Origin of the sequence: Microbacterium soli (assembly GCF_039539005.1) — a bacterium.
GTDB classification, from domain to species: Bacteria; Actinomycetota; Actinomycetes; order Actinomycetales; family Microbacteriaceae; genus Microbacterium; species Microbacterium soli.
This window is the reverse complement of sequence record NZ_BAABCP010000001.1, coordinates 714356-739634: the sequence shown is the minus strand read 5'-3', so window position 1 is coordinate 739634 and position 25279 is coordinate 714356. Positions and strand designations below refer to the sequence as shown.

Below are 25279 nucleotides of genomic sequence, written 5' to 3'. Positions count from 1 at the left end.
GTGGAGACGCTCTCGTCGTTGCTGATAGCAGGTCTTTCTCTGGGATCCGTCTATGCCGTCCTGGCGCTCGGATTCGTCACGATCTTCAAGTCGACCGGTGTATTCAACCTGGCTCAAGGGTCGCTACTGGTCATGAGCGTTCTTGTGCTGGCACGCCTGGAGCCGCTCATCGGCTTCTTCCCCGCACTGCTTGCGGGAGTCGCCTTCGGAGGAATGCTGTCGGGAGCGGTCTATCTGGTGCTGGCTCGGAGGGTGAAGGGGCCGGACCTGATGGTGCTGCTGGCGATCCTGATGATCGCCGTCGACATCGCACTGACGACGGAGGCAAGGCGGGAGATAGGCACTCAGATCATCCCCGTTCACACGCCGTGGGGCGACATGACGCTTGACTTCCTTGGCGCGACAGTTCCGCTGTCCCGTGTGGTCACCGTCTGCGTGGCGAGCGTCTTGCTCGCCGTGTTCTTCCTCGCGCTTCGATACACCGGGTGGGGAGTCGCCATGCGCGCCAACGCAGAGGACCAGGAAGCGGCCGCTCTCGCCGGAATCAACACCTCTCGTATCTCGACGTCGGCGTGGGTGGTTGGTGGCGCGTTGACGGTGATAGCAGGCGTCTTTCTCGTCAGTTTTCCCACACCCGGGCTGGAGATCGGGGTTGGGGTGACAGCGTTGCGAGCGCTGCCGGCGGTGATGCTCGGGGGCGTGGATTCCTTCGGAGGTGCGGTGGTGGGCGGGCTTATAATCGGTGTGGTTGAGGCTCTGGCTGCCGGTTATCAGCACCAGCTCGCGTTCCTGGGGATCGGGCTCTCCGGAGTTCTGCCGTACGTCGTGCTGTTCGTGGTTCTGCTGTGGAGACCGCAGGGCTTGTTCGGCTCGCGGGAGGCCGTCCGTGTCTGACATCCGTGTCGTGTTCTCGGTGCGTTTCGTGGTCCGCATCGTTGTGTGGATCGCCATGGCGCTCATCGTCGCCGCCGTGCCCGTGTATCTGGAGACCTTCTGGCTGCAACTCGGCCTGTTCATCTGTGTGGCGGTCATCGGCGCGGTCGGCCTCGACCTTCTCACGGGCCTGGCGGGTCAGCTCTCGTTGGCGCATGCGTTCTTCATCGGCGTGGGTGCGTACGCGTACGCGATCCTTGCGGCTCAGCCCGAAGACGGGTCGTGGGGGATGGGATTGCCGCCCCTGATCGCGGCCGTATTGGCCGTGGCCATCACGGCATCAGCCGGGGTCCTCTTCAGCCCCGTCGCAAAGCGGCTCCGCGGACTGTACCTGGGCATTGCCACTCTGGGGCTGGTGTTCATCGGCCAGTTCGTGATGCTGAACGCAAGTCCGTTGACGGGTGGGACTTCCGGTCGTCGAACACCGGAATTCACCGTCTTCGGCTGGAGCTTCAGCTCCGGCGACCCGGCATTCTCTCTGTTGGGGGTTCCGTTCGAGAGACTGGAGCGACTATGGCTGCTAGGTGTGGTGCTCGCCGTCGGAAGCGTCTGGGTCGCGCGCAACCTCCGTGACAGTCGCTTCGGTCGGCAGCTGCAGAACATCCGTGACAGTGAGGTTGCGGCAGCTGTTCTGGGAGTGAATGTTCAGCGTACGAAGGCGGCGGTCTTCACTGTGTCTTCGGCGTATGCGGGTGTGGCGGGAGTCTTGCTCGCACTCACATACGAACAGGTCGTCCCCGACGCGTTCGGCTTGGATATGAGTATTACGTACACGGTGATCATCGTGATCGGGGGGATGGGGTCCGTGACGGGAGCCGCACTCGGGGCGATCGTCGTGACCGCCATACCCCAACTGCTGGATCACTTCTCCAGCGTGCTCCCGTTCGTCGCCGACACCGATACACAGTCGGCTTTCGGACCTACATATGTCAGCAACCTCATTTACGCCCTGCTGGTGGTGGCGATCCTCGTCTTTCAGCCCCGCGGTCTGAGTGGAATGCTCCACGGCCTTCGTGACTGGGCCGAGGTGCCGAGCAGGTCTGGCAACGCGAGTGAGACGCCAGAAATCGTGGATGGCGCAGAGAAGAATGATGGAAGGAGAGCACAGGATGAACGAGATCGATCTCGGCTTTGACATCGGGATGCTTCTGGTGAGGGTGTATCTCGGAGTCAACTTCATCGCATACGGAGGGCAGAAGCTCTTCGGCCTGTTCGGAGGGCCGGGGCTGAAGGGGTGGAGTTCATATCTGCGCTCGTTGCGGATGAGGTCGGCCGGCATCATCGGACCGATATCCGCAGCGTGCGAAGCGGGCGCGGCCATCCTCATGCTGCTCGGCCTGCTCATTCCGCTCGCGGCCGCGGGACTCATCGCGTCGATGCTCGTCGCCACCTTCGCTGTGCATTGGAAGAACGGCTACTTCAACGCGAAAGGCGGCTTCACCTATCCTCTTGCGATCATCGTGCTGGCTTCAGCAGTCGCGTTCGCGGGGCCGGGGTCCTTCGCCGTGGGGGCGACTTGGTGGCAGACGCTGGATCTCGGCGCCGTGGGCGGGTTGGTCGCTCTCGGTCTGGGCGTAATCGGCGCTGGTGGCGCACTGTTGACGCGCGTGCCGGAAGCGTCCGCGTCGTAGAGACGGTGCGGACGGACCCTGCGCTCGTGCCCGCCTGGCCGCACTAGGGTGGTACTCATCGCTGAGGCGGCATGGGTGTGCGAACGCTCGGATTGTTCTGGTGCGTGGATGTTGCGGAGGTAAGAAGCGTGGCTCAGGTTTCCAAGACCGTCGATAACGCGCTGTGGATATTGCAACTGCTGGGTGAGCAGGGAGCCGCTACTTCCATCGAACTCGCGAAGCTCACGGGCCTCAGCCGGACGATCGTCTACCGCTCACTCTCCACCTTGGAGGCTCGAGGCTTCGTACGTCGTGATGGAAGCAGCTACTCACTGGGTCTCACGATTCTGAATCTCAGCGACTCCATCGAGTCCGACATCCGGACAGCGGCGCAGTCCGGACTTGAGCAGCTCGCAGCCCGCTACGACGCGACTTGCGTCCTCGTGGTCGCAGACGGCACGGATGGTGTCATTCTCGATCAGCGGGTGAGCCAGTCGGGGCCGACGCAGATCAGGTACTCGTTGGGTTTCCGCAGCCCGTTGGCGGCCGGCGGCCACGGACGTGCCATCCTCGCGTTCTCTCCGCCGAAGGTTGTCGAAGCGATGCTGGGGAAGCTGTCGGATGTCGGTACCGCCGAGAGGCTACGCGAGACTCTGAGCGAGATTCGACGCAGGGGCTACGCATACTCCAGCGATGAGATCCGGTTCGGAGTCTCGGGTCTCGCGGTACCGATCTTGGATCGCAAGCGTCGTGCGGTCGGGAGCATAGGACTGGTCACGGTCGCGGGAGGGTTGCCTGACCTGGACGACGTGTCCAGGACGCTTATGAGCACTTCGGCGAGCATCTCAGAGCAACTCCTGCGCTGACGAAACCGCCGTCCGCGTACGGCAATGCCGCTCCGTCAGCGGAGGATCGAGGACGATGCCTCGGAACCGCCCAGGGTCAGCCCCAGGGATGCTCGGTATCCTTTGCTGAGCGTGTCGACCGGGCGGCGCGCATGAGGCCACCGAGGGGGCTGCCATCACTGATTCGAATGCACCGCGCTCGCGTCGCGAGCGTCGTTATGACGGTACGCTCGCCGACCTCGACCCCGCCCTCGACCCGGAGTACGGCAGCTACGACGACGCAGACGGCCCCCGCCGCCACCGCGTCTGGCCGTGGGTCGTGCTGGGGATCTTCCTCCTCCTGGTCGCCGCTGTCGTGATGGGCGGCATCCTGCTCGTGCAGGCGCTGCAGGTGAAGGACGACCTCCAGGGTGCGAAATCGAAGATCGGCCAGGTCGTCCCGCTCATGAAGGACGGCGACGTCGCGGGCGTCGAGTCGCTCAGCCAGGAGGTGCTGAAGCTCACCTCCGACGCCGACGAGATCGTGAACGGGCCGCTGTGGGGGATCGCCGGCGCGGTGCCGTGGGTGGGCGCCAACGTCACGGCCGTGAGCGAGACGACGCAGGCGACGCACATCCTGGTCAGGGACGCCCTGCCGCTGGCATCCGAGCTTCTTCCCCTGGCCGACCCGGCCAACTTCAAGGTCGAGGGCGGCGGGATCAACCTGGAGCCCTTCCGCACCGCCCAGCCGAAGCTGCCCGAGCTGAAGTCGGTGTTCGACGAGGCGAAGTCGCACATCGACCGGATCGACCTGGACGCCATCCACCCCTTCGTCGAAGACAACATCGGCCAGCTGGTGGACATCGTCGAACAGGCGACGCCGGCGATCGACTTCGCCGAGAAGAACCTGCCGATGGTGCTGTCGATGCTGGGCGGAGACGGCCCCCGCAACTATGCGCTGCTGTTCCAGAACAACGCCGAGACGCGCGCGACGGGCGGAAACCCGGGCGCGGGCGCCGTGCTGCGCGTGGACGGCGGCAAAGTCGAGATGCGCCAGGACCAGGCCGCGTTGGACTTCGTGCTGAAGGGGCCCAAGGGCTTCTTCCCGCAGCATCTGGAGAATCCGGATGAGGAGAAGCTCTTCGAGAGCGACACCTGGAAGTACTCGCAGAACTACACCCGGATGCCCGATTTCACCGACACGGCGCGACTGGTGAGCGGGCTGTGGGGCAAGACGGTGGGCGACCGGCTGGACGGCATCATCTCCGTCGACCCGGTCACGCTCTCGTACATGCTGAAGGTGGCGGGCCCTGTCACGGTGGAGGGGGAGGACACCCCCGTCACGGCGGACAACGCGGTGAAGCTGCTGCTCAGTGACACGTACGAGCGGTTCGGCGCGCGCGGTGAGCTCGCCGACCTGTACTTCGCGAAGGTGTCGGCGGCGGTGTTCAGCACCGTGATGAGCGGCGGCTGGGATCCGCTGGCGATGCTCGAGCAGTTGCAGAGGGCTGCGGACGAGCAGCGCGTGTACGCCTGGTTCGCGGATGCCGATCAGCAGGCCGTCGCGGCGGAACTGGGCGTGGACGGCACGGTGACCACCGACAACGAGAAGGTCACGCAGACCGGCATCTATCTCAACGATGATGCGCATTCCAAACTGGAGTACTACCTCAGCAACGAGATGGCGGTCACGTGCGATGCGGACAAGCGCACCATGACCACGTCGATCACGATGCACAGCGCCGTTCCCGGCAACGACCTGAGTCATTACACGCTGGGGATGCGCAACGAGCGCTGGGGCCAGCCGCGCACGACGATCATGCTGGATGTCATCGGCATGGCGCTCCCCGGTGGAGAGCTCGTGGGCTCGAGTCCCGCGAAGGGGGATCGGGATGCGGAGGAGCGGGTCGGCACGTACAAGGGGCGCGACTTCAGGAGCATGGTCGTGATGGTGCCGATGGGCGAGTCGAGGACGGTCTCGTTCACGACGACGGTGCCGACGGATGCCGATCAGCCGCTGCAGGTGCGATACTCGCCCACCGTGACGGAGACTCCGGTCACGGTGGATGCCTCGTGCGGATCGATGTTCCCCGCTCCATGACCGAAGCCCTGAGTTGGGGACGGGGAGCGGATGCGGTAAGCTGGCCCCTTGGTGCTCGTGATGTGCGCATGCGCGGATCGGGTGCGACGAACGTGAGCCCTCCACTGGCGTGTTCTCCGCATTGAGAACCACCCCGGAGCGGGATTCACGAACCTCTCCGTTCGATTCCAAGAAAGCAGCACTATTGTGACGCGCACTTACACCCCGAAGGCCGGGCAGGTCCAGCGTGACTGGATCGTCATCGACGCCACCGACGTCGTTCTCGGCCGCCTCGCCTCGCACGCCGCAGCGATCCTGCGCGGCAAGCACAAGCCGACCTTCGCTCCGCACGTCGACACCGGCGACTTCGTCGTCATCGTCAACGCCGAGAAGGTCGCCCTCACGGGGCAGAAGCTCCACAAGAAGATGGCCTACCGCCACTCGGGCTACCCGGGCGGCCTGACGGCGACCTCCTACGCCGAGCTCCTCGAGAAGAACCCGGTTCGCGCCGTGGAGAAGGCCGTGCGCGGCATGCTCCCGAAGAACACCCTGGGCCGCCAGCAGCTGTCGAAGCTGAAGGTGTACGCCGGTGCCGAGCACCCGCACGCCGCTCAGCAGCCCACGCCGTACACCCTCGACCAGGTCGCCCAGTAAGCGCCGCACAGACTAAGGACATACTCGTGGCTGACATTCAGGACACCGCAGAATTCCCGCAGAACTTCTCCACCTCCACGCCGGAGGCCGAGGTCGTGGAGTCCGCTCCCCGCCCCGTGCTCTCCGTGCCGGGGGCCGCCGTGGGCCGGCGCAAGCAGGCCATCGCCCGCGTGCGTCTGATCCCCGGCTCGGGCACGATCACCATCAACGGTCGTACCCTCGAGGACTACTTCCCCAACAAGCTGCACCAGCAGCTGATCAACGACCCGTTCACCGCGCTGAACCTGGTCGGTGCGTACGACGTCATCGCCCGCATCTCGGGCGGCGGAGACTCGGGTCAGGCCGGCGCTCTGCGCCTGGGCATCGCCCGCGCGCTGAACAACATCGACGCCGAGAACAACCGTCCGACCCTCAAGAAGGCCGGCTTCCTGTCGCGTGACGCTCGCGTCATCGAGCGCAAGAAGGCCGGTCTCAAGAAGGCCCGCAAGGCTCCTCAGTACTCCAAGCGCTGATCCGCACAGCTGCAACATATGGCTCTGTTCGGTACAGACGGCGTGCGGGGGCTGGCCAACGGCCCGCTCCTGACCGCTGAGCTTGCCCTCACCCTGGCCCAGGCGACGGCTGTCGTCCTGGGCCAGGGCCGTATCGCCGAGGCTCGCAAGGCCGCCGGCAAGCGTCTCACCGCGGTGGTCGCGCGCGACCCGCGGATCTCCGGTCACTTCCTCAGCGCCGCTGTCGAGGCGGGGCTCGCCTCCTCCGGCGTGGACGTGCTGGATGCCGGTACGCTGCCGACCCCGGCGGCCGCCTTCCTCATCTCCGACATCGACGCCGACTTCGGCGTGATGATCTCGGCATCCCACAACCCCGCCCCCGACAACGGCATCAAGATCTTCGCCCGCGGCGGCGTGAAGCTGCCCGACGAGGTCGAGCAGCGCATCGAGAGGGCCATCGACGAGCGCACCAGGCTGCAGCCCACCGGTGGCGAGGTGGGTCGCGTGGAGCGGTTCTCGGATGCCGAGGATCGTTACGTGCTGCACCTGCTGGCCTCGCTGCCGCATCGCCTGGACGGCATCCACGTGGTGCTCGACTGCGCCAACGGTGCGGCATCCGGAGCATCCCCCGAGGCGTTCCGCGCGGCAGGTGCCAAGGTGACCGTCATCGGGGCCGACCCCGACGGCATCAACATCAACGACGGCGTGGGCTCCACGCACCTCGAGAAGCTGGCGGCGGAGGTCGTGCGCGTCGGCGCGGATGTCGGCATCGCCCACGACGGGGACGCCGATCGCTGCCTGGCGGTGGACGCCGACGGCAACGTCATCGACGGCGACCAGATCATGGCGATCCTCGCGGTGGCGATGAAGAGCCGCGGCAGGCTCGCCGACGACACGCTCGTCGCGACGGTCATGAGCAACCTCGGCCTGCACCTGGCCATGCGCGAGCACGGCATCACCGTGCGGCAGACCGCCGTGGGCGACCGCTACGTGCTCGAGGACATGAACGCCGGCGGCTACTCGCTGGGCGGAGAGCAGTCCGGCCACGTGATCATGCGGGCGTTCGCCACCACCGGTGACGGCGTGCTGACCGGCCTGCACCTGGTCGCCGAGATGGCCCGGCAGAAGAAGTCGCTGGCCGAGCTCGCGTCGATCATGACGGTGTACCCGCAGGTGATGATCAACGTGAAGGGCGTCGACAAGGACGCCGTCTCCGATCACTCCGGCGTGCAGGAGGCGGTGAAGGCCGTCGAGGCCGAACTCGGCGATTCCGGCCGGGTGCTGCTGCGCAAGTCGGGGACGGAGCCGCTCGTGCGGGTGATGGTCGAGGCGGCGGATGCCGAGACCGCGAACGCCCATGCGGAGTCCCTCGCCTCGGTGGTCCGCCAGCACCTCGCGCTCTGACCCCCGCAGGGGCTGGTGATGACGGTGTCCTCGGGGCGGCGACGGATCTCGATCTGGGTGTGCGTGTACGGGGTGGTGCTCGTGCTGATCGCCTTCTGGCCGGTTCCCGTCGATGCGGGGGCGGGCGGTCTGCTGCGTTCCATCACGGCGAGCTTCCCCGTGCTCACGTACCCGAGGATCGAGTTCGGCGCCAACATCCTGCTGTTCGTCCCGTTCGGTGTCGGGCTGGCGCTGCTGCTGCCGTCGCAGCGTCACCTGGTGCTGCCCTCGGCGCTGCTGGCGTCGCTGACCATCGAGGCGGGGCAGGCCGTCTTCCTCGCGCAGCGCACCTTCAGCCTGTATGACATCCTCGCGAATGCGGCCGGGGCCGCGCTGGGGCTCGTCGGCCTCGTCGTGATCGAGTCCCTACGGCGCCGATCCTCCCGCGCTCCCGGGCCCTGACCCGCGCGCCGCCTGCTCGCGCCGGCGTCCTCCCTGCATCGTGTGCCCGCATCGCCCTCCATCGCGTGCCCGTGCCCCGACCCACCATCCAATCGCGAGCCACCATGCGGATCACCGTCACCCGCGTGGTGGCTCGGGGCTTGCGTGGTGGCTCAACGTGGCGGTGGGATACGATGGCGCGAGGGGAGGCGACGGATGCCAGCGCATGTGCACTTCTGGACGCGCCATCCGGAGGCGATCGAACCGTGGGACCCGGATACTGAACCCGGACTGCATCTGACCGCCTACGGGCATGCGTTCCTTGAGTTGTTCCATCGGATGCGCGCCGACGGCCGGAGCGTGACGATCGGACCGGTCATCGCGCGCAAGACGAGCTCGGTGGTCGTCTCGATGGAGGAGCTGGTCGCGCACCAGCCTCAGATTCCAGCACGGATGACGTTGCGTCTCGGTGCAGCTCTGCTGCGGGCAAGGCGGCGACCGGCGGTGGTAGTGCTCCGCGTGGACACGGAGCTCAGCGTGCGCGCTCCGATGTTCACGACGCTCGAGGCGATGCCGACGCGTGCGAGTGTGCACCGGTCGCGTCAGCGCGTGCTCCCGCTGCTTCCGCAGCGCGGCCTGCATCCGCGTGATGCATCGCGGGGCGACAGTCTTCGTGTGATCGCGCTGAAGGCATATTCCTACAATGTTCCGGACTGGATGGGCCCGGACTTCATCCGCGCTCTCAACGATCTTGGGTTGTCTCTGCGCATCGACACGGAGAGAGACGGACGCTGGGAGGACTTCACAGACGTCGACGCGGTGCTGTGCACGCACCCCGCGCGGGCCGACCCGCTTAGCAAGCCGCCCACGAAACTGGTCGCGGCCTGGCGGGCAGGGGCCATCCCGGTGTGCGGCCCGTATGTCGGGTATCTGGAGACGGGTCGGGATGGCGAGACGATGGTGGTCGCATCGAGTGATTCTGCTGAAGATTATCTCGACGCGCTGCGAACACTGAGCCGCACTCCGCAGCTCTCGGAACGCGTCCGCTCAGCATTGCCGGCCGCGGCGGCGGCATATGCCCCGGACAGAGTGCTCCGATTGAACTGGGAGGCGTTCATCGCGGCGCCTCGGCTTCGATTCTTGCGGGTGATCGGTGCCGTCTTATTGGCGGCCCCAGGTGCAGCGCTGAGTCGGTTGCGCCGTGTACTTCGGACCAACGCCTCTCGGTAGGATTACAGCCATGGGCACACGTGTGCGGCGGACAGCATATGTGCTGCTGGCCGATCCGAGCTATCTGCGTGAGAGCGTCAGCTCCTACTATGACCGGGTGGATCGGATCGTGGCGTCGTACGACCGCACCCACACGTCGTGGAACGGCACCCCGCTTCCTCTGGAACAGTGTCTGCGGATCATCTCTGCGCTCGACACCGATCGCAAGATCGTCCTCGCCCCTGGGGACTTCGCGAGACCTGGCGAGACCGGCCTTGCCAACGACACCCACCAGCGCCAGATCGCGCTGGAGCAGGCGTCGGAGGACGCCGACTGGGTGCTGCAGCTCGACACCGACGAGGTGATGCGCTCGCCCGACGTGTTCTTCGACATGCTGCACAGAGCCGAGACCAGCGGGGCGGCTGGGCTGGACTTCCCTTCGCGATGGCTGTACACGCGCACGAGCCCTGGACGCTACCTCGAGGTGACGCGACGATTCTGGGGCATCGCTGCCTCGTATCCGGGCCCGCTGGCCGTGCGCGCGGGCTCCCAGCTTCGGCACGCACGGCAGACGGATGCCGAGTTGTTCCGAGTGGATTTCGCGCCGCGGAACACAGATCCGTGGCGGCCCGCGGATGCACAGGTGCATGCTGTGATCGCTCCGAACGATGGTGTGCTGCACTTCTCGTGGGTGCGCGAGCCAGATGTGATCAAGCGCAAGTTCGGCTGGTCGGGGCACAGTGAGCACATGCAGGCTCCGCAGGTGTATCGCCGCTGGGTGTGGCGGACGAGGCATCCGCTACTCACCGTCGCGACCACGCCGCTGCGGCGGCGGGACGATGGCCGCTACCGCCTTTCGCGCATCCCGGAGCCGCCGGGTGGTGAGCCGATCCGTGTGGTCGCTGACGGTGAGGCCGGCTGATGTCTGGTGGTCTGCGCGCGGCCAAGCGTCTCGCCCGACGCGCGCTCAACGCCGCGGAAGGCGGTGCAGCGAGTGCAGTGGACGTGCTTCGTCGCGGAGATCGCGTGTTGCTGGATGCCCCGCCTGCAGGGATGCGGCTGGGCAACCTGCTGTATCTGTGGCTGCAGGTGCATCTTCGACGTGCGGATGGATCGGATGTCGTGGTGCGCCAGTCGCAGGGGATGGCGGAGTGGTGGGAGGAGTTTCCCGCGCTGCGCGCCCTCACGGCGTCACCAAGGGAGGTGCGCTTCTCAGATCGACGAGAGTGGGACCGGGACTGGCTGTATCAGCGGTTCGGCGTCGATTACTCGAGGGCGCAACTGCACGCTTTCATCCGCGATGTGTTCACCGACCGGGTGGATGCGGGCCGTGAGGAGCGGCTGGTCGTGAACGTTCGCCGGGGGGACTTCTACGGTACGGAGTTCGAGCCGAAGCACGGTTTCAACATCGCGTCGTACCTCGAGGAGGCGCTTCGGCACGTTTCATCGTCGAATGGTGCGTTGGTCGTCTCGGGTGATGCGGAGTGGTGCAGAGAGCATCTGGATCGGATGTTGCGCGGAGCGGTCGGAGACGTCGAATACGCCGAACCGGATGCGCTGCAGAACCTGCTCGTGCTCGCTCACGCTCGCACGTTGATCGGCGCGAATTCGACTTTCTCATACTGGGGTGCGTACATCGCGGACGCGTTGCATGATGACACGCGGATCGTGATGCCGCGCTTCCACGCGCGTATGGCGCATGGGAGTGATGCTCACCAGCTGGATCCGGCGTGGACGGCGCTGGACGGTTTCCATTGATCGGTCGGAGCCGAGGCGTGCATCATCCCACCTGTTCCGCGACGGGTCGGCGGTGCAGTCGGTTCCGGCCCCACGCGCGGATCGGCGCTTCGATGAAGTGATAAGAGAGTGCGACGACCACGAGCGTCACGATGACGTCGATCGGCGCCGCCCATTTCAGCTCGATCCCCGGGATGATGATCGGGACGAGCTGCATGAGCGTCAGCCCGTAGAGGTATATGCCGTATGAGCGTTCGCCGACCCAGCGCGGTGTACTGCTCGCCAGCATCCTGGTGACGAAGCTGTCGCGGCCCGAGGTGATGTTGAGGATGATCGCAGCCCCCGCTGCGCTGATCAGCAGGAACATGGGGACGTTCAGGGGGCGAATCACGAACACCGTCGCGAATGCGAAGACGACCAGGGCAGAGGCGCCGAGCCACGGCTGACGGGCCACGATCTCGACCCAGCGGGAGCGGCCGTGGGCGTGCTGCTCGGCGGCCCAGCATCCGATCACGAGAGGCAGCAGATGCCCGGTCGGCAGGAAGTAGTTCGGTCCAGCGAAGGCGATAGCCGCCGCGGCGACGACAGAGGCGTGCAGGAACCACCGCTGTGTGCGACGTGTGGTGCGCAGGAGCACGAGGACGAGCAACGGCGGCCACACGAAGTAGAACTGCTCCTCGACGCTGAGCGACCACGATTGGTTGAACGCCGCCGCGACGCGGTCGGTCCACGCCTGTTGGAAGTCGTTGAAGTAGAACAGCGCGCCCGAGACGCTCCACGGCACCTTCGTCGATTCACCGGCGAGAACAGCCGTGATGGATGCGATCACAAGCCACACGAACAGGGCAGGCAGCAGGCGGAACGCCCGGCGCAGATAGAAGGCCCCGAACCGCACCCGGCCGTGCTTCTCGAACTCGGCGGTCAGCAGGCCGGTGATGAGGAAGGCGGAGAGCACGAAGAAGATGTCGACACCGACGGCACCGCCGGGGAAGTAGGCGCCCGCCAGGTGCAGTAGGAACACGGCGAGGACGGCGATGGCGCGCAGTCCGTCGAGAGCGGGAATGTAACCGTCTCGCGCGGAGGCGCGTTCAGCCACACGATCCATGTGAATGTCCCCTCGACCCCAGTGAGGTCATGCTATCGGGCCTGGCGACATGCAGGAAGGCTGTGAGGGGACGGTGCCCGCCCGCCGCCCGGGGTCACTGCGCGCCGGAGGGTCTGATGATGGCGCCGGCCGTCTTTGCGGTGACGACGATGTCGGTGGTGATCGACCAGTTCTCGACGTAGTAGAGGTCGAGGCGGATCGCGTCGTCCCACGACAGGTCGGAGCGGCCGCTGACCTGCCAGAGGCCGGTGATTCCGGGCTTCATGAACAGACGGCGGTGGGCGTCGTCATCGTAGAGCGCGACCTCGGCTGCGCGCTGCGGTCGCGGGCCGACCAGGCTCATCGTGCCGATGAGAGCATTCGCGAACTGTGGCAGTTCGTCGAGGGAGTACCGGCGGATGAACCGGCCGACTGGTGTGATCCGCGGGTCGTCGTCGACTTTGAACAGCGGTCTGTCGGCCGTGCCCTGCTGGTCGAGCAGAGACTTCAGCTGATCGTCGGCGCCGACGACCATGGAGCGGAACTTGAACATCTTGAACGGCTTGCCGTGCAGCCCGACGCGTTCCTGCGCGTAGAAGATCGGCCCTGGACTGGTGAGCTTCACCGCGAGCGCGACAGCGATCATCACGGGGGAGAAGAGCACGAGGAGGATGAGAGAGCCGATGATGTCGAAGGCGCGCTTGGCGATGCGCTGGCGCCCCTCGAAGTGCGGATACTCCACGTGGATGAGGGGCAGCCCCGAGACCGGCCTGGTGTGGATGCGGGGGCCGGCGATGTCGGTCAGCGCAGGCGCCACGATGAGGCCGATGCGCTTCTGGTCGAGTGCCCAGCCGAACCGTCGCGCGCGCTCGGGGGTGATCGCATCGGCGGTGGAGAGGATCACCGAGTCGATCTGGTGCGAGTCGATGATGTCGTGCACGTCGTCGAAGTCTCCGAGCACCGGTACGCCGTCGGCGATGGGCTCTCGCGTGCCGTGCGTGGTGACGGCTCCGATGATCCGGATGCCCGATGCGGGATCCCGCAGGATCTTCTCGGTGATGTGCGTCGCCTTCAGTCGGTCGCCGATGACGATGGCGCGCTGGAGGTAATGGCCGGCGGAACGCTGTCGACGAAGCCAGCGGTGCCACAACCAGCGGGAGAGGATGAGTAGCGCGACCCCCGTGGGCAGGGCGATCAGCAGGTAGAACCGCCCGAACTGGATCTGGAACACCAGGGCCAGGATCGCGAGTGTGCCGAAGACCCTCATGGTGGCGTCGAGGATGTGCCGGTATTCGGTCGATCCGCCCTCGAGGACGCTGGGATCGCGGGTGCCGGAGACCTGCAGGGACAGCAGCCAGCCGGCGATGAAGAGGAGTGAGGTGACGACGTACCCGACCTCGAAGTCGATGCTCCGCTCGCCGATCGCGAGGGGCTCGTCGTTGAGCCCGAATCGCAGCAGGTGCGCACCGAACACGGCCGCAGTGACGATGAGGGCGTCGGTCGTCGCGACCAGGTGCGCGTACCGACGCTGCTGCCGTTCCACCCGCGTGCTCACAGGCGCGGCCGTGAGCAGCCGAATACTCTCTCCTAGGGTCATCGACAGCCGCCTCCTGAACGACTACGTTGCGGGACGCATGGTGTATCCGTCGGTCTGCCCCAGGTCAGCCGACGACAGCCCGCGAGGGCTTGTGTCCTACTCTTGGCCGAGCATGTCCCCACACGCCCAGCCAGTTACATTGTGGCATGGAGGCCCGCTCCACCGCACGATCGACTTCGTAGAGCGTCGGTACGGGAGAGGGAATGATCGCACGACGTCGCGATGGAGGATTGGAAGACGAGCGGGTCGCACGCAGCCGCTGATAGCATCGTGTGGGGCTTTGACTGTTGCGGACGTAGCCCCGCGCGTACGGGAGGACGACATATGGGGCATCCTTCTCGTTTACCGCACGAGTCAGGAACATCATTGTCGGCAGACCCCATCGACTTCGTCGTGACCTGGGTCAACAGCGACGATCTTGAATGGCGCGCACGTCGCGATAGCGCACGTCGAAAGCACGGGCTGTCGGTCAGTGGTGGCGGTGCAGGAGAAGAGCGGCATCGAGAGTGGGGTCTGTTCCGATACTGGTTTCGCTCCATCGAGAAGCACTGCCCATGGGTTCGACGGATATACCTCGTGCACGCGGGGCGATTGCCGGAGTGGTTGGATGTGTCGCATCCTCGTCTGTCAGTCGTCAGCGACCAAGAGTTGTTGGGCGACGATGTGCAGACATTCAATTCCCACGCCGTTGAGTCGCAGTTGCTCCGCCTCGAAGGTCTGAGTGAGAAGTTCGTCTACTTCAACGATGACTTCTATATCGGGAGACCGTTGCGGCCGGACTTCTTCTTCCCTGGCGGGCTTCCATATGGGGTCAACGTGCCCACGATTCTCGCCGACGGTGATGACCGTGCTCATGCCATGTTGAACGCTTCTGGATTGATCAACCGACACTTCTCCAGACGGGAATACTGGAGTCACGTCGTACGGAGGACGTTGCGACCAGCATCGGGAGCGATGCTTGCTCGCGCGCCTCTGTTTCTCGCGTCGAGCGTAATTCCTCCTGTGACCGATCCGCACGTCGGAATGCCGTTCTTGCGAACAGTCGTCGAAGAGGCATTCGCTGCGGAGCCGGAGGCGATCGCCGCGGCGAGCCGCGCCGTCTTCAGATCACCTCTGGATGTTGCCCCTCTGTACTACGCATCCATGTGGCATTTCGCGCGGGGCGCGTACACCGCTCGCTCAAAGAAGACGCTGGGTAGATACTTCTCATTATCTGGAGATCTAGCCCCGATCATCGCCGCAATCGAGTCGGAAAAGTATGCGCAGTTCTGCCTCAACGATGCGGCAATCGATGATCTAGATGTACGAGAAGCAACGCTGGCGCGAGCGTTCCAGGCACGATTTCCGGAGGTTAGCGATTACGAATATGCGTGATCTGGCGTCATGACACCAGCCCCATCCATCAGTTGCATCATCCCGACCCACCAGCGCGATGACATGCTGTTGCGTGCCATCGACTCGGTGCTCTCACAGACCGTGTCACCAGCAGAGGTCATCGTTGCCGATGACACCGGGTCGGACACTACGCGCGCGCTTGTTGAGCGCATAGATGCTCAGTCGGAAGTACCAGTTCGTTACGTGGACGCCCGCAATGAGTTCAACTCGGCGGGGGCTAGTCGCAACGCGGGGGTTGAGGTCTCCTCGGGGGAGCTGATCGCTTGCCTCGACGACGATGACGCCTGGCACCCGCGGTTCCTGGAGGCGACGCAGCGCGCGCTCCAAGCTGAAACCAGGGCTGAGCTTGCGGTCAGCTGGGTTGAGCAGATTCGCGGCGACAAGACGTGGCCGGGGGAGACGATCAGGGCGGGTCATAGTCCCAGTTCCGCGGCAATCCCACCGGCCGGCATGTCAGGCGGCAACTTTCTCATCACTCGAGAGGCGTGGTCGGCCATCGGTGGGTTCGACCCGCGCGCCCGCGGACTGAATGATGCTGATTTCTTTATCCGTTATCTCGAGAGCGGACGTGATTATGTGGTCGTCGAGGAGAGACTTCTTCGGCGCCATCTTCATGATCTCGGGCAACTGACGACCAAGTCGCTAGGGCGCGTCGAGGCATTGAGGTACTTCTACGCAAAGCACGAGGCGAAGTTCTCACGGGCCCAGAAGCGTGAGATGCGCCGCATGATTCATTCGCAGCTTCGTGTGGCCGATCCGTCCTGGGTGAAGAGAATCTATCACTTGTTCGGACAGCTACTTACTGGGAATCCGGTGCGACCAGTCGTCGGTGTCTGGAACCGTCTTCGGGGGTTCACGTATTCTCCCGGTCGACGTGGGTGAGTCAGTTGCATGGATCCAAGGCACTTGAGGGGAGGCACGGGTTCTCAATGGTCTATAGGGAATTCGCGGATGAGTTCTTGGACCTGGTGAAAGTATGACCAGGCATCGTGTGTCTGTATGGCGGACGGATCTGTTGCCCGCGTCGGAGACATTCATCCGGAACCAGGTCGGCCAGTTGCTGTCCTGGTCGCCGTCGATGTTGGGCGCCGTGCGGGAGGTCTCCCCGCTCTCCGCGTCCGACGACAAAGTCGTGTTCGGTGGGAGCGTCATCGATACGTTGCGGTACCGCTTCTTCCGTGTGACACGGCGTTCTCCCGCGGTGCTCAGCGCGTTACGCGAACAACGACCCGATCTTGTCCACGCACACTTTGCGCAAGATGGATGGAGAATCTCCCCCGCCGCAAGAAAGCTGCGTGTGCCGCTGGTGGTCACGCTGCACGGCCAAGATGTGACCAAGATGCCCGCAGCCACGGGTGGCATGGGGAGACGCGCACGGCGGCGGCTCCGTCAGGTGTTCAAGGAGGCGCATCTGCTCATCGCCGTGTCAGAGTTCATCCGAGGGGAAGCCATCCGTTGGGGCGCGGATCCAGGCAAGATCGTCGTGCATCATATTGGAATTCCCGTGCCGGATTCCGTCAGCGCTGCGGAGATCAAGGAATGGAATATTGTGTTCGTCGGTCGCCTTGTCGAGAAAAAGGGCGTCTCAGACTTGCTGAAGGCTACGCGTAAGGCGACCGACAAGCTCGGTTATGAACTCTCCGTGACCATCGTCGGAGACGGACCGCAGCGACCCGAACTTGAAGCGGAGGCGCATGCGCTTGGCCTCTCGGTGACGTTCCAGGGTTCACGCACCCCTTCGGAGGTTCGGAAGGCGATTGCATCAGCCGAGCTGTTCGTCGGTCCGTCGAAACGTGCATCCACTGGAGATGCCGAGGGATTACCGACGGTCTATATGGAAACCGCGGCGTTTGGTGTGCCCGCCGTCGGGTACCGACATGCAGGAGTTCCGGAATTCGTCATTGAAGGCGAAACCGGACTTCTTGCCGATGAAGGAGACGTTGAGGCACTCTCTGAACATATCGTCGCATTGGTGAGCGACCCTGAAAGACGCGAGCGGATGGGGCGATCGGCCAGGGCCCGAGTGGAGGAGAAGTTCAACATCGTCGCCCAGACAGCTGTCTTGGAGGAGCTTTACGATCGGGCGATTGCCACATATCCGGGACGATTTTCACTATCGGCGCAGAAGCTGACGCGTCGCGTGGATCAGGACCCTTAGGTCGCCGATTCGAAACGCATAGAACTGCTTCCATGGAACGTTGAAGTTCCGGTTCAGGAAGTAGATGTTGAGATTGCTCGCTGTGACGTTGCCGACAAACGTGGCTATCGCTGCGCCCATCGCGCCCCAGAGAGGCACGAGTGAGACCAGTAGTGCAGTGTTCAGGACGGCAGCGATGAGCAGGGATGTGCTGCGCAGGCCAGGGCGTCCCCGAGCGCTGAGCCCCGCTCCTGCGACAGAACCGGGGTTCCCCACGGTCACTGCGGCGAGTAGGACGAGCGCGATCGGTACGGCGCCGACGAAGTCCCGGCCGAACACGACGGGCAGCCACCAGGCGATCGTGGCTGCGAGGACGGCAGCAATCGCGAAGGTGGCCGTTGTCGAGAGGCGGGACGCCATAGTCAGGCGCTCGGTGTCTGCTCGTGCCGCATCGGAGGCGAAGGTGACGTCACGGACGGCACTGTTCACGATCAGCGGCACTTCACTGATCGCCACTGCGACAACGTAGAGGCCGAGTTCGTACGCGCCTCCCAACGGGTTCATCAGCACTTGGTCGAGTCGCAGCAAGAGCACGCCGGAGATGGCCCCGAACCAGACTCGTACGCCGTAACTGGTCAGCGAGGAGAAACTGGCTGCAGGATCCCGGCGGTGAAGCTGGCCCTTGACGCGGCGCAGTGCAGGGATGAGCAGCAGCCCGCCGAAGAGTGGTGAAATTGCGATCACCAACGTTGCGCTGAAGATCGTGAGGTGACCGGCAAGTGCCAGACCGGCGATGAGAATGAGCCGGAAGAGCGCGTCACCTCCGCGTGATGCTGCCACGAAGCGCCACTGGTGCAGACCCATCGCGATGCCGCGCAGCAGTGCGACGATGAGGCTTGGCGTGATGGCCAAGGAAGCGATGATGAGGTTGTGGTGAATGTCGTCTGAACCGGCGGAGAGCAATGGAGACAACAGGAGGACGACCGCAGTGACCGCCACGCCGCTGATCAACATCAACAGACTCCCGCGCAGTATCACCCAGCGCGCGACTTGAGAGGTGCGCGCTATCGAGTAGGTGGCGGCTTCGGGGATGCCGAAGGTGGCAGCAGCCAGCATCAGCAGCAGCGGAGCCGTGGCGGCAGCGACGGCCCCTCTGCCATCGACACCCAGTGCGTGGGCGAGGATAGGTGCGGTGAGCACGGACACGGACGGTGGGAACATGTTGCCGAAGATCGCTGTCGCGAAGTGTCGTGCTGAACCTGGGGGTGGCGGCAGGGGGGCTCCTTCAGAATCACCGCTCAATTCGTCCTCCCCGGAGTCGTGCGGGCGTTGCAGAGCGGAGATCGCCGCTGGCGTATCTGCCTTCACTTGCGACGCGGCCAGTCCGCTCGTCAGTGAGTACGAGCATCTGAGCGATGAGGGCGGCGAAAATGATCAGGGTATTGGAAGTGCCGTAGAACGATGTGTTGTCGTACATGCCGTGTAAGAAGATCCAGACGATCGCTCCGAGTTGGAGGCTGAGGACTCGGGCATCTCGAGATGTTTCCGCTCGACGGACAAGCTTCAGATACCCCCACACCAAGGCAAGCATCAGTGCGATGACGGTGAAGCAGCCGACGAGCCCGGTGTTCGCCCATTCCAGGAGCAGAAAGTTGTGGGGAGGGTACCGCGGTGACGAACCGTAACTGGCAGCGTCGCGTGCCCAGCGTTCCGCCCAGCCTCCGAAGCCGAGCCCGGCGATCGGATGCTCGCGGAAATATGTGATCCACCCAGCGAATATGGCGGACCGACTTTGCGCTGCCTCGTCGGTACCCGCGATGAAGCTGGGGAGCTTGGAGTACAACAGCCACAGTCCGACACCCGTGGCGCTGAGCGCGAGGACTCCGGCGACAGCAGTCCCTTGTCGACGTCCACTGCGGATTGCGTTGGGGAGGATCAGGAATACGAAGGGGATGGAAATGGAGAGGACCAGAGCTGTCTTGGAACTGGTCGTCAACTCGCCCGCAATGCAAACGGCGAAGAGAACGAACAGGGTGAACGACCGGCGCCGGATCCACAACGAGAGATAGAGCAGCGCGAGAACGGCCATGACCATCGACGCGCGGTTGCCGTTCACGAACAGAATTCCGCCAGCCTTCAGCGGATCCGTGACGTTGTTCGGCCTCGTCGTATAGAGCAGGCGTGCGTCATCGCCGAGAAGGAATGATGCCACCGCTGATCGCAGGTATGTTTCCTCCAGGGTCGGAGAGAATCGAAAGACGATGGTGGACACAGCCTGAACGATGGCGATCGGTGCGATCGGCAGGACGGTGAGACGAACGACGTCGATGCCCTGCCGCACTGCGCCCGAGGCAAGTGCAATCGAAGTGAATAGCGTGGCCAGTCCGATCGCGCTGAAAACGGCGACGTTTGGAGTGGAAGATCGCGTATACATGAGAAGGCTGATGATCGTGAGCGCGATGAGCAGCCAGGGGATCATTCGCCGGAGCATTGGTGTCAGTTGGCGGGCGCTGCGCAGGATGCCGGAGAGTCCGATGCTCTCGGTGTAGCCGATCGGCAGCAGGGTTGCGGGCAGGTTCAGGAACGACACGATGGAGAGCGTTCGCCACAGGATCTTGATGGGGATGCTGAGCAACAACGTAATGGCAACGAAGGCCACAATCACGGCGACGATGGCGTAGGCGGCGTCGGAGACGATTCCCATTTCTTTCCTAAAGCTCCGGTATCGCTTGTACTGCGGACGTGAGGGCCCGAGTGACAGCCGCGGTCATCGTGTATCGAAACTTGGAGGGCGCGAAGCCATTGTCGAGGTGGCTCACCTCTCCGACGTCGGGGAGGACACGCATGTGGCCGACGATGTCTGCGGCGATCGCGTGGATGCCGCCGAGTAGAGGCGAGTATGCGAGTCGGCCCTCGCGGGACGCATGCATCGGTCTGGCGCGTGTTCTCATGAAGCAGTTGATCCGTCCACACCGGGCGCGCCAGTCATCGGGACAGAGTGACGCGCGTCAGGATCGTACGTGCGCTGGATTGCGTTCACGTAAGTCTGCAGTTCGAAAGGGCGAGGATCTCTCAGCCGATTGGGGTGAGGATCGTTCAGTGCTGCTGCAACGCTCTGGGCGATGCTGCGGGAGGAGGCCGGGTCGAATGCATGTTGGTATTCGGCGAGCTCAGCCATCTCCAACACACCGCCCCAGTGCGGTACCACGAGGGAAAGGCCGAGTGAAGCCGCTTCGATCACTGCCATCGGTGCGTTCTCGATCCAGGTAGATGGATACACCAGTGCCTGGTGGCGGGCTAACGCGTACGGTACTTCGGCGTGCGGAATATGACCATGCACCGTCACGCGAACTGACGTACACGAATTGGCGAGATTGATCAGTGAGTCCTTCTCGGGGCCATCTCCATACACGTCTATCGTGCACTCCACGTGCTCCTTCTCGAGCGCGGTGATGAACGGGATCAGACCCTTCTCGGGCTTGAGCCGGTTGAGGAAGACTAACCCAGAGCCGGCGACGGGCGATGGACCTGGCACGTCCACGGGATTCCGAATCACCTTGATATCAGCGGTGATGCCGGCGGCGCGGAAGGCGCGGGCCACGAGCTCGCTGGGAGAGATGATCACATCAAAAACATTCTGCAGCTTCAGCAGCCGGTAGGCGACCATGTGCTGCAGAAGCTTTAACAGCGAGTACGCGCGGGAGCGGGCATCGAAGTTGTGCCACAAGCGAATTCGCGGCTTGTCGACGTCGTAATGAACAGCGCCGGTACGTGTGAAGTGCTGGAAGCCGCTGTTAGGGCAGATCAGATGATAGTCGTGTGCGGTGAAGACTACGCGGACTTCTGGATGACTGCGTTTGTAGGTGCGGATCGCCGAAAGGATGCTTGGGGAATGAAAATGATAGTAGTTCTGCACGTGGACCACATCGGGACGCGTTTCTTGCAGAAATCTTTTCGCACGCCGACGATTGCGCAGTGAATACACGTACGAAAGCGGATTTCTCCGCGGCTCCGCGGTCAGCGCGGCCACGCTGTAGCCGAGTTGGCAAGCCGCTCGCTGGGTGATATCGAACATGATCTCAGCTCCGCCGCCAGACGGATCAGCGCTGCTGATGTCCGCAATATGCGCCGTGCGCAATGGCCTGGGTCTCATGCAGACACCTGTCTGCGCTGGCGGATCAAGTTCACGACGTTGTCATGCCATAGGCCGGCGCGGTGCTCGATCAATGCGACTCCTGCCAGACACTCGGCAGAGAACTGCTCCTCGGGCATCGTCAGGGCGTCGAGCGCGGCGCTGATCGCGCTCGCTGTCTTCCCAGGCGCGAATCCACGCATCGAGGTGCCGTCAGGCGAGAGATAGGGCATGAGGCCGACGCGACTGACGACACCGAACGCCCCTCGAGACAGAACCTCCTGCGCCAAAAGGCAGGCGGCTTCTGCGCGTGATGCAATGACGAAGACGTCTCCAGGATCGATCCAGTCTGAGTTTCGCTGACCGTCGACGAGCCAGGGCGCGAGAGAGCTTCTCAGTTGATCGGCATATCGCCTGTTGCTGCCGAGGGACCCACCGAGCGCCACCTCACATGTATACCCTCGAGCAGTGAGGGCAGAATAGATCTTCGGCAGCAGGTCCAGTCCTTTCTCCGGGTCGGGCCTGCCGTATGACTTCACTCTTCCGGTGCGGCGGATGGGCCGATCGATGTAGTCGACAGACCGGGTCAACGGCTCGTCCAAACTGAGCCAACCGGGCGAATGTGCGTCACCGTGCAGAGAGAGGAGTCCGGGCTCTACGACTACCGCATCGTCGAACTGCTTGAGGAAATGGCGGGTCGCAGCACTCTTGGCGAGTGTCATCGGATAATTGTGCACGATCGCGAACGTTCTGACTGAGTTCGACTTTGCCCGCAGTGTCCGTGCGAAGCGGAGTAGCGCGGGCATACCCGCGTTGGTGTTGCAGATCAGAAGCATGTCTGAGCCGGGGATTGTGTCATTCTCAAGTTCGACGAACTTCGTGTACGTGCGTACGTGAGGCGGAATAGATACGGCAGTCAGCCCCTGAGACGGCATCACAAGGCGCACATCGTCATCGTCGGACATCCGCATAAGCAGACTTTCGAGGACAGCCTGTCCACCGCCTCGTCCGGTCTTCGAATCGTAGAAGACGACAGTTGCGGGAGGCCTGCGGTTGCTCTTCATCATCGGATGAAATCCTTGATCCGTTTGGTGAATGCGGTTTCAGCGTACGGAGATACGAGCTTCCGGGCGTCGAACGCCGGCAGTGCGACGGCCCGCTGCACGGCATCCGCCAGATCGGCGGCATCTGTCGATGCCGCGGCGATCCCGCTGACTCCGTCGACGAACGTCTCCACCTGTCCGCCCACAGGCCCGGTCACGACGGGGGTGCCGGTCGCCTGCGCCTCCACGGGGATGATGCCGAAGTCCTCCACGGGTGGGAAGACGAACACGGCGGCCTGCTGCATGAGCGCGTACAGCAGGGCATCCGAGGGGGAGGCGACCACGTGCACCGGAACCCGAGCGGACTCGGCGACCGCACGAAGATGCTCCTCCTCGGGCCCGCGGCCGGCGATCACGACGGGCAGGTCGGCCCGCTCCCCGGCCTCGATCACCCGGTCCAGGCGCTTGTAGGGGATGAATCGCGACGCCCCCAGGATGAACGGCGACGGCAGCCGCTCGAGCAGCCGGAGCGCCTCGGCATCCGTCACCTGGGTGCGCCAGTCGTTCTGCGACAGGATGCGCTCGACGACCACCGGGGGGTGGATCACGACGGCATCGCGCTCCCACGCCTGAGCGATCCTGTCGCGCACGAACGCGCTGTTGGCGGCGATCGCGGTGGCCTCCTGCGCGCGGCGGCGGTCGATCCGCCGGAACATCGGCGCGACGGCCTTCACGGCGACGCTGTTCCCGCGCTCATCGAGTTCGGGGTTCCAGATGTAGCGCGCCGGCGTGTGCGCGTACACGTACTTGGGCACGTCGCGGCCGGCGAGCGTCGCGTGGTGGGCGAACAGGTGGGAGCTCACGAGCATCCAGTCGTAGTCGCACGGCACCGACAGCCGTCGCCACGCGCCGACCGTGAACGGCAGTGCCAGCGCCTTGTGGCGGCGCAACGGGGTGCGCGCGAGCCACGTCTCGCGCACGCGGCGCTGCGCGAAACGGTGGGGTGCATCGTTCCACAGGCACTGGATGTCGGCATCCGGGAACACCCTGGCCATCGCCTCGAGCACATTCTCCGCACCGCCCGAGGACTCGATCCATTCGTGGACGAGCAGGCCCGTCACTACGGGCGCCCCATTCCGTAGTACGACCAGCCCGCCGCGCGCCAGGCGGCGGCGTCCAGGCCGTTGCGGCCGTCGACCACCACCCGGCCGTGCGTGAGCGCGGAGGCGTGCTCGGGGGTGAGCTGTCGGCGGTACTCGTCCCACTCCGTGACCAGCACCAGGGCGTCCGCATCCCGGATCGCCTCGTCGCGGTCGGCCTCGTACGTCAACTGCGGATGCGCACGGCGGGCGTTCTCGATCGCCTGTGGGTCGGTGACCACCACGTCCGCGCCGAGGCCCCGCAGGCGCACGGCGACGTCGAGGGCGGGGGAGTCGCGGATGTCGTCGCTGTGCGGCTTGAAGGCCGCCCCCAGCACGGTCACCTTCCTGCCGTACACGCCGCCGAGGGCGTCCACGACCAGCTGCACGGCACGGTCGCGCCGCCGCAGGTTGATCGCGTCGACCTCGCGCAGGAAGTTCACCGACTCGCCCTTGCCGAGCTCCTCCGCGCGGGCCGCGAACGCACGGATGTCCTTGGGCAGGCATCCGCCGCCGAAGCCGATGCCCGCACCGAGGAACCTGCGCCCGATCCTGGCGTCGTGGCCGATCGCGTCGGCGAGCTGCGTGACGTCGGCTCCGGTCGCCTCCGCGATCTCGGCCATCGCATTGATGAAGGAGATCTTGGTCGCCAGGAACGCGTTGGCGGACACCTTCACGAGTTCGGCGGTCGCGTAGTCGGTGACGATGAACGGGGTGCCCTTGGCCACCGCCGGGGCGTACACCTCGCGCAGGATGTCGGCGGCGCGCTCACCGGCGGCGCCGGCCGGGACCCCGGCGACGAGACGGTCGGGGTCGATGGTGTCCTGCACGGCCCAGCCCTCCCGCAGGAACTCGGGATTCCACGCCAGGGTCGCGCCCGTCGGCGCGATGCGCTCCGCGAGGGATGCCGCGGTGCCGACCGGCACCGTCGACTTGCCGGCGACGAGGTCACCCGGAGACAGGTGCGGGATGAGCGAGTCGATCGCCGCGTGCACATCGGTCAGGTCGGCGGCGTGGCCGTCCGCCTGCTGCGGCGTGCCGACACCGATGAAGTGCACGGCCGCGCCGGATGCCGCGGAGACATCGGTCGTGAACGCGAGGCGACCGGAGGCGATGCCCTCGGTGAGGATCTCGGCCAGACCGGGCTCGAAGAACGGCGGCTCGCCTGCGGCGAGCAGGGCGATCCGGTGCGGGTCGACGTCGATGCCGACGACGTCGTGGCCGATGGACGCCATCGCCGCGGCGTGGACCGCACCGAGATACCCGCAGCCGATGACGGACACACGCATAAGGGTTCCTCCCCCGAGACACTGACTCCATCATCCCCCACGACGGGAGGGCGCGGAGCACGGCGGAATGGCGAAGGGCGTGCCCTCCGGGAGGACACGCC

At 64.7% G+C, this 25279-nt stretch carries 23 protein-coding genes; 15 read left to right on the top strand and 8 right to left on the bottom strand.

Going from position 1 to position 25279, the window contains the following annotated elements; translation table 11 throughout:
* The 12 genes from ABD770_RS03410 (at nt 1) to ABD770_RS03355 (ending at nt 11383) form a co-directional block, all read left to right on the top strand.
* On the top strand, nt 1-894 hold the full coding sequence (locus ABD770_RS03410) for a branched-chain amino acid ABC transporter permease (RefSeq protein ID WP_344818097.1): 894 nt from the start codon (nt 1-3) through the stop codon (nt 892-894).
* Nucleotides 887-2068: a branched-chain amino acid ABC transporter permease gene (locus ABD770_RS03405; protein ID WP_344818096.1), complete on the top strand. Its 1182-nt coding sequence runs from the start codon at nt 887-889 to the stop codon at nt 2066-2068. The genes ABD770_RS03410 and ABD770_RS03405 overlap by 8 nt, the downstream gene beginning before the upstream one ends.
* Nucleotides 2043-2564 (top strand): DoxX family protein, encoded by a 522-nt coding sequence (locus ABD770_RS03400; protein ID WP_344818095.1) that lies wholly within the window; start codon nt 2043-2045, stop codon nt 2562-2564. Before ABD770_RS03405 ends, ABD770_RS03400 begins: the two co-directional genes overlap by 26 nt.
* Before the next feature lie 128 nt (nt 2565-2692).
* Nucleotides 2693-3409 (top strand): IclR family transcriptional regulator, encoded by a 717-nt coding sequence (locus ABD770_RS03395; protein WP_344818094.1) that lies wholly within the window; start codon nt 2693-2695, stop codon nt 3407-3409.
* 298 nt (nt 3410-3707) lie between these two features.
* On the top strand, nt 3708-5468 hold the full coding sequence (locus tag ABD770_RS03390) for a DUF4012 domain-containing protein (protein WP_344818093.1): 1761 nt from the start codon (nt 3708-3710) through the stop codon (nt 5466-5468).
* 186 nt (nt 5469-5654) lie between these two features.
* Complete coding sequence (rplM, locus tag ABD770_RS03385) at nt 5655-6101, top strand: 50S ribosomal protein L13 (RefSeq protein WP_344818092.1); 447 nt, start codon at nt 5655-5657, stop codon at nt 6099-6101.
* 26 nt (nt 6102-6127) lie between these two features.
* Nucleotides 6128-6613: a 30S ribosomal protein S9 gene (gene rpsI / locus ABD770_RS03380; protein WP_344818091.1), complete on the top strand. Its 486-nt coding sequence runs from the start codon at nt 6128-6130 to the stop codon at nt 6611-6613.
* A gap of 18 nt (nt 6614-6631) precedes the next feature.
* Nucleotides 6632-7996: a phosphoglucosamine mutase gene (glmM, locus tag ABD770_RS03375; RefSeq protein WP_344818090.1), complete on the top strand. Its 1365-nt coding sequence runs from the start codon at nt 6632-6634 to the stop codon at nt 7994-7996.
* 18 nt (nt 7997-8014) lie between these two features.
* The gene (locus tag ABD770_RS03370; RefSeq protein ID WP_344818089.1) at nt 8015-8437 is read left to right on the top strand and encodes a VanZ family protein; all 423 of its coding nucleotides are present in this window, start codon (nt 8015-8017) and stop codon (nt 8435-8437) included.
* Between the two features lie 195 nt (nt 8438-8632).
* A complete protein-coding gene (locus ABD770_RS03365; protein ID WP_344818088.1) occupies nt 8633-9646 on the top strand; it encodes a hypothetical protein in 1014 nt (337 codons plus the stop codon).
* Between the two features lie 10 nt (nt 9647-9656).
* Nucleotides 9657-10547: a glycosyltransferase family protein gene (locus ABD770_RS03360; RefSeq protein ID WP_344818087.1), complete on the top strand. Its 891-nt coding sequence runs from the start codon at nt 9657-9659 to the stop codon at nt 10545-10547.
* Nucleotides 10547-11383 carry an alpha-1,2-fucosyltransferase gene (locus ABD770_RS03355; RefSeq protein WP_344818086.1) on the top strand — a complete coding sequence of 279 codons (837 nt, stop codon included), beginning with the start codon at nt 10547-10549 and terminating at the stop codon, nt 11381-11383. The genes ABD770_RS03360 and ABD770_RS03355 overlap by 1 nt, the downstream gene beginning before the upstream one ends.
* A gap of 22 nt (nt 11384-11405) precedes the next feature.
* Here the strand turns inward: ABD770_RS03355 and ABD770_RS03350 are convergent, their stop codons facing one another.
* Nucleotides 11406-12467: an acyltransferase family protein gene (locus ABD770_RS03350; protein ID WP_344818085.1), complete on the bottom strand. Its 1062-nt coding sequence runs from the start codon at nt 12465-12467 to the stop codon at nt 11406-11408.
* Between the two features lie 94 nt (nt 12468-12561).
* A complete protein-coding gene (locus tag ABD770_RS03345; protein ID WP_344818084.1) occupies nt 12562-14043 on the bottom strand; it encodes a sugar transferase in 1482 nt (493 codons plus the stop codon).
* A 366-nt stretch (nt 14044-14409) separates the two neighbouring features.
* Between ABD770_RS03345 and ABD770_RS03340 the strand changes: the two genes are divergently transcribed.
* The 3 genes from ABD770_RS03340 to ABD770_RS03330 all read left to right on the top strand — a co-directional run bounded on the left by ABD770_RS03340 (nt 14410) and on the right by ABD770_RS03330 (nt 17596).
* Complete coding sequence (locus ABD770_RS03340) at nt 14410-15417, top strand: stealth family protein (RefSeq protein ID WP_344818083.1); 1008 nt, start codon at nt 14410-14412, stop codon at nt 15415-15417.
* A gap of 9 nt (nt 15418-15426) precedes the next feature.
* Nucleotides 15427-16320, top strand: a complete 894-nt coding sequence (locus ABD770_RS03335; RefSeq protein ID WP_344818082.1) for a glycosyltransferase family 2 protein — start codon at nt 15427-15429, stop codon at nt 16318-16320.
* A 94-nt stretch (nt 16321-16414) separates the two neighbouring features.
* Nucleotides 16415-17596 carry a glycosyltransferase gene (locus ABD770_RS03330; RefSeq protein WP_344818081.1) on the top strand — a complete coding sequence of 394 codons (1182 nt, stop codon included), beginning with the start codon at nt 16415-16417 and terminating at the stop codon, nt 17594-17596.
* Here the strand turns inward: ABD770_RS03330 and ABD770_RS03325 are convergent.
* The 6 genes from ABD770_RS03325 to ABD770_RS03300 form a co-directional block, all read right to left on the bottom strand.
* On the bottom strand, nt 17552-18781 hold the full coding sequence (locus ABD770_RS03325; RefSeq protein ID WP_344818080.1) for an oligosaccharide flippase family protein: 1230 nt from the start codon (nt 18779-18781) through the stop codon (nt 17552-17554). The two genes, ABD770_RS03330 and ABD770_RS03325, sit on opposite strands and share 45 nt — an antisense overlap.
* An 85-nt stretch (nt 18782-18866) precedes the next feature.
* Nucleotides 18867-20279 (bottom strand): O-antigen ligase family protein, encoded by a 1413-nt coding sequence (locus ABD770_RS03320; RefSeq protein WP_344818079.1) that lies wholly within the window; start codon nt 20277-20279, stop codon nt 18867-18869.
* A 243-nt stretch (nt 20280-20522) separates the two neighbouring features.
* The gene (locus ABD770_RS03315; RefSeq protein ID WP_344818078.1) at nt 20523-21650 is read right to left on the bottom strand and encodes a glycosyltransferase family 4 protein; all 1128 of its coding nucleotides are present in this window, start codon (nt 21648-21650) and stop codon (nt 20523-20525) included.
* A 74-nt stretch (nt 21651-21724) separates the two neighbouring features.
* Nucleotides 21725-22774: a glycosyltransferase family protein gene (locus ABD770_RS03310; RefSeq protein WP_344818077.1), complete on the bottom strand. Its 1050-nt coding sequence runs from the start codon at nt 22772-22774 to the stop codon at nt 21725-21727.
* The gene (locus tag ABD770_RS03305) at nt 22771-23871 is read right to left on the bottom strand and encodes a glycosyltransferase (protein ID WP_344818076.1); all 1101 of its coding nucleotides are present in this window, start codon (nt 23869-23871) and stop codon (nt 22771-22773) included. The genes ABD770_RS03310 and ABD770_RS03305 overlap by 4 nt, the downstream gene beginning before the upstream one ends.
* A complete protein-coding gene (locus ABD770_RS03300; RefSeq protein ID WP_344818075.1) occupies nt 23871-25178 on the bottom strand; it encodes a UDP-glucose dehydrogenase family protein in 1308 nt (435 codons plus the stop codon). Before ABD770_RS03300 ends, ABD770_RS03305 begins: the two co-directional genes overlap by 1 nt.
* Between the last annotated feature and the right edge of the window lie 101 nt (nt 25179-25279).